The sequence below is a fragment of the Citrobacter sp. Cpo012 genome, from assembly GCF_030333015.1.
Classification (GTDB): Bacteria; Pseudomonadota; Gammaproteobacteria; order Enterobacterales; family Enterobacteriaceae; genus Citrobacter; species Citrobacter portucalensis.
The window spans coordinates 174,429-189,785 of the sequence record NZ_JAOWGR010000041.1; the positions used below are offsets into that span (position 1 = coordinate 174,429).

The window sequence follows — 15,357 nt, forward strand, 5'->3', positions numbered from 1 at the left end:
TTTTTTTTAGAATAGGTCTCTTTGCACAGAGACTATTATGCCGCTGCGTTCGACGCATTTCACGCCCGCTTGTATTGCATTTATTAAGCAATGGCAGGGCCTGTCGCTGGAAAAGTATCAGGACAAAAAAGGCATCTGGGTCATTGGCTACGGACACGAAATCACCGCCAATGAATCCTTTGATACCCCAATTACGGTGATGCAGGCAGAAACATTGCTGCTCGCAGATATGAGGATCTGCGAGGCATTCATCCATAAGGAAATGACGCAAATAAAAGACAGGTTTCAGCTGGAAGCATTAATTACGTGGATATTCAGTGTGGGAATTACCCAATTTTGCGCTAAAAATATCTGGCCGGTGTTTATTTCACAGCCAGAAATATTCTGACTGTGAAATATGTTCCTAGTAAATGGTGTTGTTTAACATCATTGCCGCCTGCGTACGGTTTTTTACCTCCAGGCGCTGGTACAACGATTCAAGATGGGCTTTTACCGTTCCGGTACTGATATTTAACAGTCGACCAATTTGTTTATTAGATTCTCCGGCGGCCAGCATGGTCAAAATCTCCCGCTGACGCGCGCTGAGCAATCTGATATTTTGCCCACCGCTTTCGGTAGCGGTTATGCAGTCTCTGGGGATAAACATCATACCCATCGCGACGCTATTGAGGGCCAGCGTAAAGGTTTCCGCGTCAGAATCGCGCGGAACAATGGCCAGCACGTTCAGTTTAGTGACCTCTTGCAGCCATTTTTTACGGCAGTCCGTTGCGGTCACCAGCACCTTCACCATCGCAAAGCGCTCTGCTATCTGTTGCAGCAAGCTACAGCAGAACTCAGCATCAAGGTCGCCATCCAATATAACTAATGCCTCGGGTTTATCTTCCAGCGTCAGCCAAAGTTCATCTGCCTGACTGACACCCTGAACATCCACTCCTGGAATACGTTGCTGCAAACTTACATTCATTCCATGAATAAATATTGACTGCCTGTCAAACATTACTACCTGCATTATTTATCTCCATCCGAATAGGATATTAGCCTTAACATGCGGAAGGGTATTACCCATAGGGTAAAATAAGAAGTCACCATTTGGCGGGGGGCCATTTTACCGATAGATGGGGAAGAAAGAAGCAGAAGTTATGAATAGTTACAGCTCAACCCGAAGGATCATACAAAGGAACAAAAACAGGTTCGAAAATTAGGGAAAGTCTTAATATTCGACGCTCATGATAAGACAATGAATATTAATTAATATGATTTTATATTTTTAGCTAAAAATAAGATATCTACGACAATGGATAAATCTGTTACAAAATACAATCTAGCATTAAGTGCTTATTCAACGCATGCCGTGACCTGTTGAATAAGCACCTTATGGGTTTACAGGAACATTCCGCCGGATACCTCGATACGCTGTGCCGTCATCCAGGCCAGTTCATCGCTGAGCAGCGCAGCAATGGCATCGCCGATATCATCCGGCAAACCAACGCGTCCCAGCGCCGTTTGCGATGCAATGTACGCATTCAATTGCGCATTATCCCGCACATTTCCACCGCTAAAATCCGTTTCTATTGCGCCTGGCGCAATAATATTCGCCGTTATACCGCGCTCTCCCAGCTCTTTTGCCTGATAACGGGTTAACACTTCCATCGCACCTTTCATGGCTGCGTATGCGCTGTAACCCGGTAGCGCAAAGCGGGCAAGTCCGGTCGAGACATTGAGGATGCGACCACCTTTATTCATCAGCGGTAGCAGGCTCTGCGTCAGGAAAAAGGGGCCCTTAAAATGGATGTTCAAAAGTTGGTCAAATTGCGCTTCAGTAAATGCCGGATACGGTGCGTTAATGCCGATTCCGGCATTGTTCAATAAATAATCAAACACGTTACTTTGCCACTGCGCTTGTAACGTTCCCTGCACCTGTTGAACAAACTGAGGGAATGTAGAAATATCACCGACATTCAACGGTAATGCCGCCGCTTTACCGCCAGATTGGCGTATTTCATCCACAACCTGCTGCGCTTCTTTTTCATTGCTGTTCCACGTCAGGATAATACCGATTCCTTTACTCGCTAGCTTCAGCGCCGCGTTTTTACCGAGTCCACGGCCGCCGCCAGTCACCAATGCGATACGTTGCGTCATAAGAAACCTCATTTCAGGTGTTGTGAAGATTGAGACAAAGCTTATTAGGTGATAGAAGAACAATAAATACTGCTAACTGCGCATTACTGTTTCATTTAGAACAACAATAGGGCATGAGAATGGATAAAATTCACGCAATGCAGTTGTTCATCCGCGTCGCAGAACTGGAGAGCTTTTCGCGTGCCGCAGACACCCTCGGACTTCCTAAAGGTAGCGTATCGCGCCAGATCCAGGCTCTGGAAAATCATCTGGGCACGCAGTTGTTGCACCGCACCACACGCCGCGTTCAGCTCACGCAAGACGGCATGATCTATTACGAACGCGCGAAAGATCTGTTGAGTAATCTGGATGAGCTGGATGGGTTGTTCCATCACGATCCGTCCAGCATCAGCGGCAAGCTGCGCGTTGATATGCCGGTCGGTGTAGCAAGAAACCTGGTGATGCCCCGCTTACCGAGCTTTTTGCATCAGTATCCAGGCCTGGAACTCGAACTCAGCAGCAGCGACCGTCTGGTGGATTTGATCCGCGAAGGTTTCGACTGTGTGGTACGCGTGGGTACGCTGAAAGATTCAGGGCTGATTGCGCGCCCACTGGGGAAACTCACGCAGATTAACTGCGCCAGCCCGCAATACCTCGCCCGCTTTGGTTATCCGGAAAATCTGGAGGATCTTGCCTCGCATGCAGTGGTGCATTACTCGGTCAATTTGGGAACGCGTGCGCAAGGTTTCGAAGTGGCGACAGAAAACGGCACGCAATGGGTTAAAACCGGCGGCATGCTAACGGTAAACAGTACCGAAACCTATCACGCGGCATGCCTTGCCGGTCTGGGCATTATTCAGGTGCCGCGCGTTGGCGTGCGTGATGCCCTGCGCGCCGGTACGCTGGTTGAAGTGTTGCCGCAATATCGCGCCGAGCCAATGCCAGTCTCTTTGCTTTATCCGCATCGGCGCAACCTCTCCCGCCGGGTACATCTGTTTATGGAATGGCTGACTGGCGTGATGAAAGACTATGTGGATTAGTCCATTTTTCAGGATGCGCCCCTGAGCAGGCTATAATGTCATGAGTGAACAAAATAAGGACAACCGATCGGATGACGCAGGAACAAGACGCAAAACACCCTACGCCAGAACATAAATCAGCCTCCGCCGCGCCGGAGAAAAACGCTAAAGCGAACCAGGCGCTGAAAACCGCGCTGACCTTCGCCGATAAAATTCAACGCCAGCCCATCATCGCCCATCTTATTCGTGCCGCAGAGCGGTTTAACGATCGTATGGGAAATCAGTTTGGTGCCGCCATTACCTACTTCTCGTTTCTGTCGATGATCCCAATCCTGATGGTGTCGTTTGCCGCCGCGGGTTTTATTCTCGCTTCGCACCCTACGCTGTTGCAGGATATCTTCAGCAAGATTCTGCTGAACGTCAGCGATCCGACGCTCGCCTCTACGCTGAAAAATACCATCAATACCGCCGTTCAGCAGCGTACGACCGTAGGTTTGGTTGGGCTGGGTATCGCACTCTATTCCGGCATTAACTGGATGGGGAACCTGCGCGAAGCGATTCGTGCCCAGTCGCGGGATGTTTGGGAACGTACGCCGCAGGATCAGGAAAAAATTTGGGTCAAATATCTGCGTGATTTTGTTTCCTTGATTGGCTTACTGGTTGCACTGATTGTTACTCTGTCCATTACCTCTATCGCCGGTTCCGCCCAGCAGATGATTATCTCTGCGCTGTATCTCGACGGTATCGAATGGCTGAAGCCCGCCTGGCGGCTGATCGGCCTGACCATCTCTATTTTCGCCAACTACCTGCTGTTCTTCTGGATTTTCTGGCGGCTACCGCGTCACCGACCGCGTAAGAAAGCGCTCATACGCGGTACCTTTATCGCGGCGCTGGGGTTTGAAGTCATCAAAATGATCATGACGTATACGCTGCCATCACTGGTGCAGTCGCCGTCGGGCGCGGCATTTGGTTCCGTGCTTGGACTGATGGCGTTCTTCTACTTCTTCGCTCGTCTGACCCTATTTTGCGCAGCCTGGATTGCCACAGCGGAATACAAAGACGACCCGCGTATGCCGGGGAAAACACACCGCTAATCTTTGTTAACTGGCCGGATGGCGCTGCGCTTATCTGGCCTACGGGAGAGTTTTGTAGGCCGGATAAGCGCAGCGCCATCCGGCAATTATAATGCCGCCTGTTCTCACTGATTTAGTGAATAAATCCAACCCGTAACTTTTATTTAACCAAAAACCAGTTTTATCATCCAAGTTTTAAATTGTGTGAAGCATTTCATGGAAGTGAAATCTCAAGCCTAAAAATTATCCCCTTTTTGCTCCATTTTTGACCGATCTCAAAGTTTGTTACAGATTGAAATGTCTCTTTTGCTGTGCGTAATATGACCTTTCGTTCGGCCAAAAATAAGAAAATATTATGCAAGCAACAGCCACAACACTCGACAACGAACAGGAACACACCCCGGTCAACTCGCGCAATAAAGTTGTCGTCGCCTCGCTCATTGGCACCGCCATTGAGTTCTTCGACTTCTATATTTACGCCACCGCCGCGGTAATCGTGTTTCCCCATATCTTCTTCCCGCAGGGGGATCCGACCGCGGCTACGCTACAATCCCTCGCCACTTTTGCTATCGCCTTTGTGGCCCGACCAATCGGTTCCGCGGTGTTCGGACATTTCGGCGATCGCGTCGGCCGTAAAGTCACGCTGGTTGCTTCACTGCTTACCATGGGGATCTCGACAGTCGTCATTGGCCTGCTGCCGGGCTATGAAACTATCGGCATTTTCGCCCCACTGCTGCTGGCGCTGGCGCGTTTTGGTCAGGGTTTAGGTCTGGGCGGTGAATGGGGCGGCGCAGCGTTGCTGGCGACGGAAAACGCACCACCGCGCAAACGCGCGCTGTACGGATCATTTCCGCAGTTGGGCGCGCCTATCGGTTTCTTCTTCGCCAACGGTACCTTTCTGCTGCTCTCCTGGCTGCTGACCGACGAACAGTTCATGAGCTGGGGCTGGCGCGTACCGTTCATCTTCTCCGCGGTGCTGGTGATTATCGGTCTGTACGTCCGCGTTTCATTGCATGAATCCCCGGTTTTCGCCAAAGTAGCCGCGGCGAAAAAACAGGTGAAAATCCCGCTAGGTACTCTACTGACAAAACATGTTCGCGTGACGATCCTCGGCACGTTCATCATGCTGGCGACCTATACGTTGTTCTATATCATGACCGTCTATTCGATGACGTTCAGTACCGCCGCAGCGCCCGTAGGGCTTGGCCTGCCGCGTAATGAAGTGTTGTGGATGCTGATGATGGCGGTTATTGGTTTTGGCGTCATGGTACCGGTGGCGGGCCTGCTGGCCGATGCGTTTGGTCGCCGCAAGAGCATGCTTATCATCACCACGCTGATCATTCTGTTTGCGCTGTTTGCCTTTAAACCGCTGCTCGGCTCTGGCAATCCGGTGCTGGTGTTCGCCTTCCTGTTGCTGGGCTTAAGCCTGATGGGTCTGACATTTGGCCCGATGGGCGCACTGCTGCCGGAGCTGTTCCCGACCGAAGTGCGCTACACGGGGGCGTCGTTCTCATACAACGTTTCGTCGATTCTCGGCGCATCGGTTGCCCCATACATCGCTGCATGGTTGCAGGCGAATTATGGTCTGGCGGCTGTTGGTACGTATCTGGCATCGATGGCGGCATTGACGCTGATTGCACTGCTGTTGACCCACGAAACCCGCCATCAGTCGTTGTAATTCTTTTGCCGGATGCGGTGTAACCACCTTTTCCGGCCTGGGTTGAGCATGAAATCCAGGCCGGATAAACATCCGGCCAGACATCACTTCTTCATCTGCGACAGGATCGTCCGGCACTGATTCGCGTCACCCTCTGACGGCGAAATCAGCGCCAACAAGGCTGCCGCGGGAGTAACTAACGTGGCTAATGCGGCAGCAACCGCACCGCGCGCAATCAGCGGTCCGGCCTTCACGCCAGCCTGCGGATTCTTAAATGTGCCGCGAACATACAGCGGCGAACGCAGAGTAATAATACGAATCCCTTTGCTCTCCGGATCGATGGTTAAATCCAGTTGCTCCGACGCAAAGCTTGCCGTACCAGTGACATTGATGACTGCGTTTTCCGTGTCGAAAGCAAAAATCTGCGGACGCGCCACGCCGTTAACAATATCCAGATTCGCCGCCGCGCAGTTCACCCGCACTTCGTCATCACCAAATATCTGCCCGACAAGATAGTTCCCCAGATTCAAGCCCACAATTTCCATCAGATTCCGGCTGATCAAGCCGTCATTCATCAGCAGTTTCAGGTTGCCATTGCTGTTACCCAGCAGCGCCGCTACCGAGTTTCCACTTCCGCTAAACCGGGCGTCCCCGTTCATTTCACCGAGCGTTTTCTGCATCAGTTCCACATCGGGCATCAGCGCTTTTAGCTTCAGCCGCCGCGCCTGAATATCCGCCTGTCCCCGCATCGGCTTTTTATCCCCTTCCAGATGGATGCTGGAGACAATGCTGCCTCCCGCAAGACCAAATTTCAGCGGTTGCAGGCGCAGGTCGGCATTTTTCAGGATGATATGAGTGGAGAGATCGCTGATCGGCAGGCTACTGCCATGCTCAATACGCCGTCCTTTGAAACGCACGTCAGCGTCCATCACGTTCCATTTATCGGTTTCAAAACGGTCATACGGCAAGACCTTGTCCGCAGGCTGAACGCTCTTCTCACCTTTGCGTTGTTCAGATTGTTTTGCCCGTTCCACCCCTTTGCCTGAATCCACCCCGATCAGCGGCCCCAAATCGGCCAACCTCAACTGGCGTGATTCCACATCACCCTTCAGCATGGGTCGCGGCTTACCGGTGGTGTAGGCCAGCGTTCCGTGAATATCGCTGTCGCCAATACGACCATTGAAATCGCGATAATCAAAAACAGAGGATTTTTCCGGGTCAATTTTCGCCACCAGACGTCCGTCGGTTTCAAACGGCGGCGTATCCGGGAGCAGTACGCCGGTCAAATCGTACAAATCCCCTAGCGAATCTCCCGAGAATTTAAGCCGCAGATCCGCCCCGCCCATATTCATCGGATCGTTTATCGTGCCGATAAACGCTACGCGCGTATTGCCCGAACGGAAATCAGCCTGAATCGGGAAAGGCGTATCTTCGCCACGCAGCGCCAGCATTCCGCCTATTTTTCCGCTACCGCTTAGCGGTTCGCCGTTATATCGTCCTTGCGCTTTCAGCCCAAACACGTAGTCCTCGACGCGGGCGTTGCTCTCTTTACCTTTTGCGCCGGTCACTTCGCTAAAGGGTAACGGTTTACCCAGCGGATCGACCAGGATCTCAATCTCCGACTTCGTCACCTTATCGTTAATGGCGATACGTCCCTGGTCGAACAGAATGTTATCCAGCCGGAAAGACCATGCTGATGGCGGCGCATCAGGATCGCGGTTTTCGTCCCCAGCTAAGTTAAAGGTCCAGTTATTGTTTTTCTCCGACAGGCGGATCAGCCGCGCATCGGGTTTGACCAGCTTGACCCACGGGAGCCAGACGGTTTTTGTCAGCAGTGCCAGCGGGGCGAGCGTAGCTTCAACACGCGGCAGATGCACCATGGTGACGTCAGGAATGTCCGGCGGGTTGCCGAGGATAATATCTTCAGCATGAACATGCGGCCAAGGAACCCAGCTACGCCAGCCAGTTTCCTGCTTCTGGCGTTCCCAAACCACGCCCAGGTCACCCCGTATAGCAAAGGGCCGGTTGAGTTCTGTAGAGACTTTCTGGTTGATGGTCGGTTTGAGCCGGTTCCAGTCAAATGTCGCAATCACAATGATGAGTACGACGATCAACAACAAGAAAACCCCTATTACTGAAGTGGTTATTTTACCTGTTCTCGTCATGTCTAACCTCCTTACTTCCTTCCTTGCCTGTCCTAAAGATAGTCCAGCAGGATGAAAAGGAGGTGCACTACGCCCTCATCAAAGCGACAGGATCACCTCTTCAAGCGTATCCAGAGGCACTGGACGAGAGAGAAAATAGCCTTGCGCAGCGAAAGCCGGTGAGTTTTGCACATCGCGCCACTCTTCCAGCGTTTCAACACCTTCGACAATGACACCGCGGCAATAGCGGTTCATGAGCTGTAATAGTAGTGTGAAGAGATTACGTCCCTCCGGCGTCTTGCGCAGCATGACGAACAGATCCCGCGCCACTTTGATATAGTCATAACTCACTTCACTAAGCGCCGAGAAGTTCGCCATTCCGGTACCAAAGTCATCCAGCCAGAGCGGGCCGAACTCGCACATTGAGGCGAACGACGACCCCTTCGGCAAGCGGATATGTTCCACCAGCTCAAAACGCAGCCACGGCAGGCCTTCAATGATTTTCAGGATTTCGGGATCCTGACGCATCGCAATGAGTGTTGGTCCATCGACATTCACTGAAGCCAGCAGGTTGTTGGCTCTGAAAAAGCCCCCTTTCAGCTCAAGCTGCAGAAGTTGCTCTTTCACAACATCAACACGATGCCGTACAGCCACTTCAGCAAAATAGCGGTCTGGTGCAATACGTTGGGAAGGGTTATCAGGATGGCTCACGACGGTCAGCAGTTCAACGGCCATCAGCCGTCCGTTGGTCTGGTAAATTGGCTGGTAGGTGTAAGCACGCTCGCACTGCAGCCAATAGCGTCTTTCCAGCAAGCTTTCAATACTCGCATCGGGCGTAATGAGCTGCTGGGTAACCTGCTTTATCATCTGAGATGTCCTGTAAATAAGAGTGTGACTGACCGGACTCGTCAAAGGTTATCGGCGCTCAGACGAAGAACTTTACGTTCAGCTGTGCGCAAAAATAAAAACTAAGCGGCAAAAACAACGCAGAACACGTGCTGGCTCAAAAAAATAATGGAACGATGTTTTAATATAGTTGACCACTTAACACCCACAGCGCACACTAACGCTAATTTTTTTCAGAGCAGGTTACGACTATGTCCAGAAAGATTGCCGTGATTGGCGAATGCATGATTGAGCTGTCACAGAAAGGCGCTGACGTTCAGCGCGGATTCGGTGGCGACACGTTGAATACATCCGTTTATATCGCCCGTCAGGTCGATGCGGCGGCACTTTCCGTACACTATGTGACTGCACTGGGTACCGACAGTTTTAGCCAACAAATGCTGGAGTCCTGGCAGGGTGAAAACGTAGACACTTCATTAACCCAGCGCATGGAAAACCGCCTGCCAGGTCTCTACTACATTGAGACCGACAGCACTGGCGAGCGCACCTTCTATTACTGGCGTAATGAAGCCGCCGCAAAATTCTGGCTGGAGAGCGAGCAGTCTGCCGCGATTTGCGAAGAGCTGGCGACATTTGACTACTTGTATCTGAGCGGAATCAGCCTGGCGATTTTAAGCCCGGCAAGCCGTGACAAGCTGCTGTCATTGCTGCGTGAATGCCGTGCCAACGGCGGAAAGGTCATTTTTGACAATAACTACCGCCCACGTCTGTGGAGCAGCAAAGAAGAAACCCAGCAGGTGTATCAGCAGATGTTGGAATGCACCAATATCGCATTCCTGACGCTGGACGATGAAGATGCACTGTGGGGTGAAAAACCCGTTGCCGAGGTGATTGCCCGTACTCACGCAGCTGGCGTTCAGGAAGTGGTAGTGAAGCGCGGCGCAGACTCTTGCCTGGTTTCCATTGCAGGCGAAGAACTGATCGACGTTCCGGCCGTTAAATTGCCGAAAGAGAAAGTGATCGATACCACTGCGGCCGGAGACTCCTTCAGCGCCGGGTATCTGGCGGTCCGTCTGACCGGTGGCGATGCCGCCGAAGCCGCAAAACGCGGCCACCTGACGGCAAGCACCGTCATTCAGCATCGTGGGGCGATTATCCCCCGCGACGCCATGCCGCAATAATTTATTGTTCCTGTAGGCCGGATAAGGCGTTAACGCCGCATCCGGCACTGGGTAAGCCGGGAGCGCTTCACTTTCCCGGCTTACAGGTTACGATACCCTTTACTGTACAGGCGGGATATCCGTCACTTCAGGGTGTGATTCATCCGTTTCAACAGACGTTGCCGCTGCGGTAACGGGCGCCATAATGCTATCCCACGTCGCCTGCAGATCCTTCATATTGAATTCAGGTTCACCCTTCGGCTGCAGCAGAATTAACGCCATATCTTGCGACAGCTGCTGACGCAGGTCCTGATTCAGCATCTCAACGCTCAGGCTGTTGAGGAAGCTCTGGCGTAAACGCTGGTACTGTTCAGGCGCAATATCCACCACCTGATTTTGCAGCGAGCGCAAACGCTGGCTGATCAAAATATCGGTATCGGTACGACCATAGGTGGCAAACAGCTTCTGCAGTTCAAGATTCTTTTGCGCTACCAACGCATTGAACTCTTCTTCCGGCAGTCCCTTATCACGCACTTTCGCCAGCTCACGCGCAACCGTACCCAGATTGGCGTTCAGCTTATCGTTCGGCGACTCAACGTTAATCGCGCACTGCGCGCGCAGGAACAGCACCCGGCAGTCAAATCCGAGGCCAATGTCTTTGGCATTGTTTTTGGTTAGCTCTTGCTGAATGTGCCAGAACAGCGCCTCACGAGCTAAATCAGCGCGCCAGTAACGTAACAGCGCGGCAGATTCACGGATCGGCTGCCACGGCGTATCCCACATAATAGACAGGCGATCCTGGCGTACCGCATCGGTCATAATACTCACGGCTTCAGCTCGCAGAGGAGAGAGCGTGGGAACCGGTGCAGGCGTTTCGCGTTTTCCTTTTAACTCGCCAAAGGTTTTATTGATTTGCTCAGCTACGCTGCGTGCATCAACGTTACCGACGATGATCAGCGTCATCGCGTCCGGGGTATACCATTTCTGGTAGAAAGACTGAATTTTCGACGCGTCTACCGGCGTTTTCAGCGGATCGGCGGGATCGTGCCCCAACAGGGTCGATCCCTTCAGACGGTAACGCCACCACCCTTCTTTGGTATCTGACGGCCAGGTTGCAACCATGTCTTCGCTATTCAGCGCATGATTGACCGTTTCAGAGGTGATGCTCAGTTTACCGGAGATATTTGCCAGATAAGAAAGTGACTCTTTCAGTAGGTCGTTACGGCTGTTAGGCAGACTGAGGTTATACAGCGTTGAATCATAGGAAACGATAACCGGCGGCATGGGACGTTTGGGATCGAACCCCTGCTGCCACAGTGAACGGGCTTGCGTGGCATCGAGGCCACCGCTTTGCGTCAGCGCGATACGCGGGATCGCATGGCTGAAACCACTCTGTTGCGCACTTTCGGTGAGTGAACCGGTATTGACCAGCAGGCGAACCTCAATACGGTCGCTCGGACGCTGGGGAGTGGCTAACACTTGCCACTGTAAACCATTTGCCAGCGTGCCCTGTTGCCACGCTGGATCAGGCTGGAGCGCATCTGCCTGCACATAGCCGGCAGTGGCCATCATCAGCAAGCCGCCCGCTAAAAGTCGAATTTTTGTGCCCTGCATGTGAACCCCTGATCAACTATCCTGGAAATAAAAAGACAGCCCTCAAAAGGACTCTCTGAATATGACGTTAAAAACACTTCGTGTTAGACCGCGAGAACATAAAAATGTCACGGAAGAAGTGAAAAAATCCCGAGCCGCCGAATCGACGGTTTCAGGCACAGGGGGTAATTATGCGCAAACGCCCGCAGTCCTGGAAGGGACTACGGGCATAAGTGACGAGATTAAGAGGATAAATCGTGCGTTTTGCCATCCGGCGCACGATTATTCAGCGTGTCATCCAGCTTTTTGGTATCCAATTCTTTCACCCATTTAGCCACAACGACAGTTGCAACACCGTTACCAATCAGGTTGGTCAGCGCACGGGCTTCAGACATGAAGCGGTCAATACCAAGAATCAGTGCCAGGCCAGCAACCGGTAAATGACCCACCGCAGAGATAGTCGCGGCCAGAACAATGAAGCCACTCCCGGTTACACCCGCTGCACCTTTTGAGGAGAGCAGGAGCCACCACCAACAGGGTTATCTGATGGAAGATATCCATGTGGCTGTTGGTCGCCTGAGCGATAAACACCGCCGCCATAGTCAGATAGATTGATGTCCCATCAAGGTTAAACGAGTAGCCCGTGGGTATAACCAATCCGACAACCGACTTCCGACAGCCCAGTTTTTCCATCTTATCGAGCATGCGCGGTAGCGCGGACTCGGAAGAGGAAGTCCCCAGAACGATCAGCAGTTCTTCACGGATATAGCGGATGAATTTAAAGATACTGAAGCCGGTTGCGCGCGCAATTGAGCCCAGCACCAGCACCACGAACAAAATACAGGTGATGTAGAAGCAGATGATCAACTGACCCAGTTGGACCAGCGTCCCGACGCCATATTTACCGATGGTAAAGGCCATGGCACCGAAAGCACCGATCGGCGCCAGGCGCATGATCATATTGATGATGCCGAAAATAACCTGCGAGAAACTTTCAATCACGTTGAAAATCATCTGGCCCTTGCTGCCCAGACGATGCAGCGCAAAACCAAACATTACTGCAAACAGCAATACCTGCAGGATGTTACCGCTGGCAAACGCGCCAATGACGCTCGCCGGGATAATATCCATCAGGAAACCTACGATCCCCTGGTCTTTTGCCTGTTCGGCGTAAATCGCAACCGCTTTGGCATCCAGCGTCGCCGGATCGACGTTCATCCCGGCACCGGGTTGCACCACGTTAACAATGATAAGACCGATGATCAGCGCAATCGTACTGACCACTTCAAAATAAAGCAGTGCAACCGCACCGGTGCGGCCTACGGCTTTCATACTTTCCATGCCTGCAATGCCGGTAACGACAGTACAGAAGATGACAGGTGCGATGACCATCTTGATGAGCTTAACGAAGGCATCACCAAGCGGTTTCATTTGGGCGCCTAATTCAGGGTAGTAATGGCCAAGGAGAATACCAATGGCAATCGCTGTCAGGACCTGAAAGTAAAGGCTTTTGAATATAGAGGTTTTCATAGGGTGTCCTTAAAGTAAAAACCACAGGTCTTGTAAGGTTTTGTTTAACCTGCGGCCTTAAAGTAACACCCACACAACTTGACAGAAATGTACCTGGATCATAATTGATACAAAAATGTTAAAAATTTTGAGCTGGCTCGCACAAGCGAGACCTTTTTTAACTTTTGTAATCAGCGCTTTCCGGCGCCAGATAACGTTCTTCGAAGATATTTGCCGGAACCGGTCGGGCAAACAGGAACCCTTGTGCCACTTCCACCCCGGCTTGTGATAGCCATTCACGCTGCGCTTCGGTTTCGACACCTTCGGCGATCATCTGCAAATTAAGGCTGTGAGCCAACTGAATGATGGCGGAGATCATGCTGCAATCCTCAGGTACTCCGTCGACAAACATCTTATCGATTTTGAGGACATCCACCGGTAGCGACTTCATGTGCTGCAGCTGTCGCAGGCCCGCATACCCCATGCCAAAGTCATCCAGTGCGATACGTACTCCCGCATTACGCAATGGGCGCAAAATGGCCACCGCGGCGTGGGGATCATCGATATGTCGGCTTTCAGTCACTTCCAGAATCAACGTACCAGGCTTGATGCGATAGCGGTTTAACAACTCCAGCAGGTCCGAGACCATACTCGGGTGCATCAGCTGTAGTGCGGACAAATTCACCGACAGCGGCAGCATCAGACCCCGTTCCTGCCACGCTGACAGCTGGCGGCACGTCTCTTCCAGCACCCAGTAACCAACCGTCACCATCAGACCACAGGACTCAATCCTGTCGATTAACCCTTCGGGCAACTCCCAGCTTCCGTCCGGCTGCTGCATCCGCAATAATGCTTCTGCGCTCAATACCTTACCGCTGGACATTTCCACCTGCGGCTGCATCCAAAGCGCGAACTGACGATTATCCAGCGCGGTAAGAATATCGTTCTCTTCCGTCAAACGCTGCTGCGCCTCTTCCATCTGTAACGGATCAAAGAACTGAATTTGATTTTTACCCTTATGGCGCGAGGTTAACACGGCCGACAGGGCGCGGCGGTAAAGCTGTTCTGCGGTCAAATCACCATAGAACATTGCTACCCCAATGTTGCAGGTAGGACGCAGTTGAATACCCTGAATAGGTAATCGCTCGTTAACGATAGTGAGTACTTGCTGACCTAAAGTAATAGCGTGCCAGGGTTCTTTTACACCATGGGCGATGATGGCGAAGTCATAGCCACTCACCTGGGAAAGCACCATCCTGGGGGCTAATACCGACTTGAGTTTTTCGACCAGCGTAAGCAGCAGGATTTCCCGCTGAGTTTCAGTTAACACACCCGCGGTATCACGTAAGGTTTCGCAGGTGACAATCATCAGCGCCGTCGTCTGCTGGCGGGTAACAACCTGCTCCAGCAGCCCCATTAAAAACGACTTATTGGGCAGTTCGGAAACCGGGAAACGCATTGCAAAGTCGCTTTGCTCTTCGCTATGTCGCTGAATCAACTGCTGATTAAGATTGTAGCTACGCACCAGCATACCAATCTCATCATCCTGATGTAGACGCGGCAATGCCAGTTGATAGCCAATCAGATCCTGCTGTTGGATGTCGTTCAGCTCACGGGCAATTTTACGTAAGGGGTGCACAATCAAGCGGTTAATGCACCAGGAGATGGCGACGGTCAGTATTAACGACAAAAGTAAGTAAATGGTCACTAACGTCGAGAGCGTACTCATCACGAATTTGTACATGCGGTACGAATCCGCCTGCAGTACCAGATACGCCAGCGGTTGCGGGTTAGCTGAACGCTCAAGAGAATAGATCGGCAGCGAAATTTGTACCGGAAGCTCAAACAGGCGAGTCACCGTAACAGGAACGGGGCGTTCAGGGATAAAGCTCATCCGCAACGCCTGAAACTGATTGGGCAGCACCACATCGGCGCGACTGACTACACCCGCTGGCCGAATACTTTTTAAAATGGCTTCCGCTTCGGGAATATCCCCTTTCAGGATAGTGTCCGACAGAGGCTCACGGACGGAGCGAGCGATACTTTCCAGTTGCGTAGCCGTGTTATAGCGGTTTTGCTGGACCAGATGGAACAACAAAACGGTGCAAAAAATAAAAACGAACACCATAACAACGGCCGCAACCATTGCCATCTGCTTAATTGTTAACGAGCGACTGACACGCAAACTGACTCTCCACGGATAGACGAAACTGCCGTCAGAGTATACCCGATCGTAGC

General features: G+C 51.9%; 11 protein-coding genes and 1 pseudogene. 5 read left to right on the top strand and 7 right to left on the bottom strand.

The genetic code is table 11. The features are described 5' to 3' along the window. Positions 1–37: 37 nt before the first annotated feature. On the top strand, positions 38–388 hold the full coding sequence (locus tag OGX90_RS17025; protein ID WP_048215347.1) for a glycoside hydrolase family protein: 351 nt from the start codon (positions 38–40) through the stop codon (positions 386–388). Between the two features lie 15 nt (positions 389–403). Here OGX90_RS17025 and OGX90_RS17030 read toward each other — a convergent pair whose 3' ends face one another. After that, a complete protein-coding gene (locus OGX90_RS17030; RefSeq protein ID WP_003827446.1) occupies positions 404–1,009 on the bottom strand; it encodes a helix-turn-helix transcriptional regulator in 606 nt (201 codons plus the stop codon). 371 nt (positions 1,010–1,380) lie between these two features. Then, the gene (locus OGX90_RS17035) at positions 1,381–2,139 is read right to left on the bottom strand and encodes an SDR family NAD(P)-dependent oxidoreductase (RefSeq protein WP_286624350.1); all 759 of its coding nucleotides are present in this window, start codon (positions 2,137–2,139) and stop codon (positions 1,381–1,383) included. Positions 2,140–2,258: 119 nt separating this feature from the next. On the opposite strand from OGX90_RS17035, the gene OGX90_RS17040 reads away from it, so the two are divergent. The 3 genes from OGX90_RS17040 to OGX90_RS17050 all read left to right on the top strand — a co-directional run bounded on the left by OGX90_RS17040 (position 2,259) and on the right by OGX90_RS17050 (position 5,888). Continuing rightward, on the top strand, positions 2,259–3,158 hold the full coding sequence (locus OGX90_RS17040; protein ID WP_008786405.1) for a LysR family transcriptional regulator: 900 nt from the start codon (positions 2,259–2,261) through the stop codon (positions 3,156–3,158). Between the two features lie 71 nt (positions 3,159–3,229). Beyond that, positions 3,230–4,231: an inner membrane protein YhjD gene (gene yhjD / locus OGX90_RS17045; protein ID WP_048215344.1), complete on the top strand. Its 1,002-nt coding sequence runs from the start codon at positions 3,230–3,232 to the stop codon at positions 4,229–4,231. A 334-nt stretch (positions 4,232–4,565) separates the two neighbouring features. Further along, a complete protein-coding gene (locus OGX90_RS17050) occupies positions 4,566–5,888 on the top strand; it encodes an MFS transporter (protein ID WP_003023312.1) in 1,323 nt (440 codons plus the stop codon). An 83-nt stretch (positions 5,889–5,971) separates the two neighbouring features. Here OGX90_RS17050 and OGX90_RS17055 read toward each other — a convergent pair whose 3' ends face one another. Continuing rightward, a complete protein-coding gene (locus OGX90_RS17055) occupies positions 5,972–8,032 on the bottom strand; it encodes an AsmA family protein (protein ID WP_286624353.1) in 2,061 nt (686 codons plus the stop codon). Positions 8,033–8,110: 78 nt separating this feature from the next. Next, positions 8,111–8,878, bottom strand: coding sequence for a cyclic-guanylate-specific phosphodiesterase (gene pdeH / locus OGX90_RS17060; protein ID WP_008786408.1), 768 nt, complete (start codon positions 8,876–8,878; stop codon positions 8,111–8,113). A gap of 230 nt (positions 8,879–9,108) precedes the next feature. Here pdeH and kdgK point away from each other — a divergent pair, with 230 nt between their 5' ends. Beyond that, the gene (gene kdgK, locus OGX90_RS17065; RefSeq protein WP_008786409.1) at positions 9,109–10,038 is read left to right on the top strand and encodes a 2-dehydro-3-deoxygluconokinase; all 930 of its coding nucleotides are present in this window, start codon (positions 9,109–9,111) and stop codon (positions 10,036–10,038) included. Positions 10,039–10,137: 99 nt separating this feature from the next. On the opposite strand, the gene OGX90_RS17070 is transcribed toward kdgK, so the two are convergent. The 3 genes and pseudogenes from OGX90_RS17070 to hmsP all read right to left on the bottom strand — a co-directional run bounded on the left by OGX90_RS17070 (position 10,138) and on the right by hmsP (position 15,304). Next, on the bottom strand, positions 10,138–11,631 hold the full coding sequence (locus OGX90_RS17070; RefSeq protein ID WP_032945317.1) for a M16 family metallopeptidase: 1,494 nt from the start codon (positions 11,629–11,631) through the stop codon (positions 10,138–10,140). Between the two features lie 221 nt (positions 11,632–11,852). After that, a pseudogene (gene dctA / locus OGX90_RS17075) lies at positions 11,853–13,140 on the bottom strand (C4-dicarboxylate transporter DctC). A gap of 157 nt (positions 13,141–13,297) precedes the next feature. Next, positions 13,298–15,304, bottom strand: coding sequence for a biofilm formation regulator HmsP (gene hmsP, locus OGX90_RS17080; RefSeq protein ID WP_075553079.1), 2,007 nt, complete (start codon positions 15,302–15,304; stop codon positions 13,298–13,300). Between the last annotated feature and the right edge of the window lie 53 nt (positions 15,305–15,357).

Bases quoted from the DNA above. Each gene is read 5' to 3' on its own strand.
- OGX90_RS17025 (WP_048215347.1), top strand. From the start codon at position 38: ATGCCGCTGCGTTCGACGCATTTCACGCCCGCTTGTATTGCATTTATT.
- OGX90_RS17030 (WP_003827446.1), bottom strand. From the start codon at position 1,009: ATGCAGGTAGTAATGTTTGACAGGCAGTCAATATTTATTCATGGAATG.
- OGX90_RS17035 (WP_286624350.1), bottom strand. From the start codon at position 2,139: ATGACGCAACGTATCGCATTGGTGACTGGCGGCGGCCGTGGACTCGGT.
- OGX90_RS17040 (WP_008786405.1), top strand. From the start codon at position 2,259: ATGGATAAAATTCACGCAATGCAGTTGTTCATCCGCGTCGCAGAACTG.
- yhjD (WP_048215344.1), top strand. From the start codon at position 3,230: ATGACGCAGGAACAAGACGCAAAACACCCTACGCCAGAACATAAATCA.
- OGX90_RS17050 (WP_003023312.1), top strand. From the start codon at position 4,566: ATGCAAGCAACAGCCACAACACTCGACAACGAACAGGAACACACCCCG.
- OGX90_RS17055 (WP_286624353.1), bottom strand. From the start codon at position 8,032: ATGACGAGAACAGGTAAAATAACCACTTCAGTAATAGGGGTTTTCTTG.
- pdeH (WP_008786408.1), bottom strand. From the start codon at position 8,878: ATGATAAAGCAGGTTACCCAGCAGCTCATTACGCCCGATGCGAGTATT.
- kdgK (WP_008786409.1), top strand. From the start codon at position 9,109: ATGTCCAGAAAGATTGCCGTGATTGGCGAATGCATGATTGAGCTGTCA.
- OGX90_RS17070 (WP_032945317.1), bottom strand. From the start codon at position 11,631: ATGCAGGGCACAAAAATTCGACTTTTAGCGGGCGGCTTGCTGATGATG.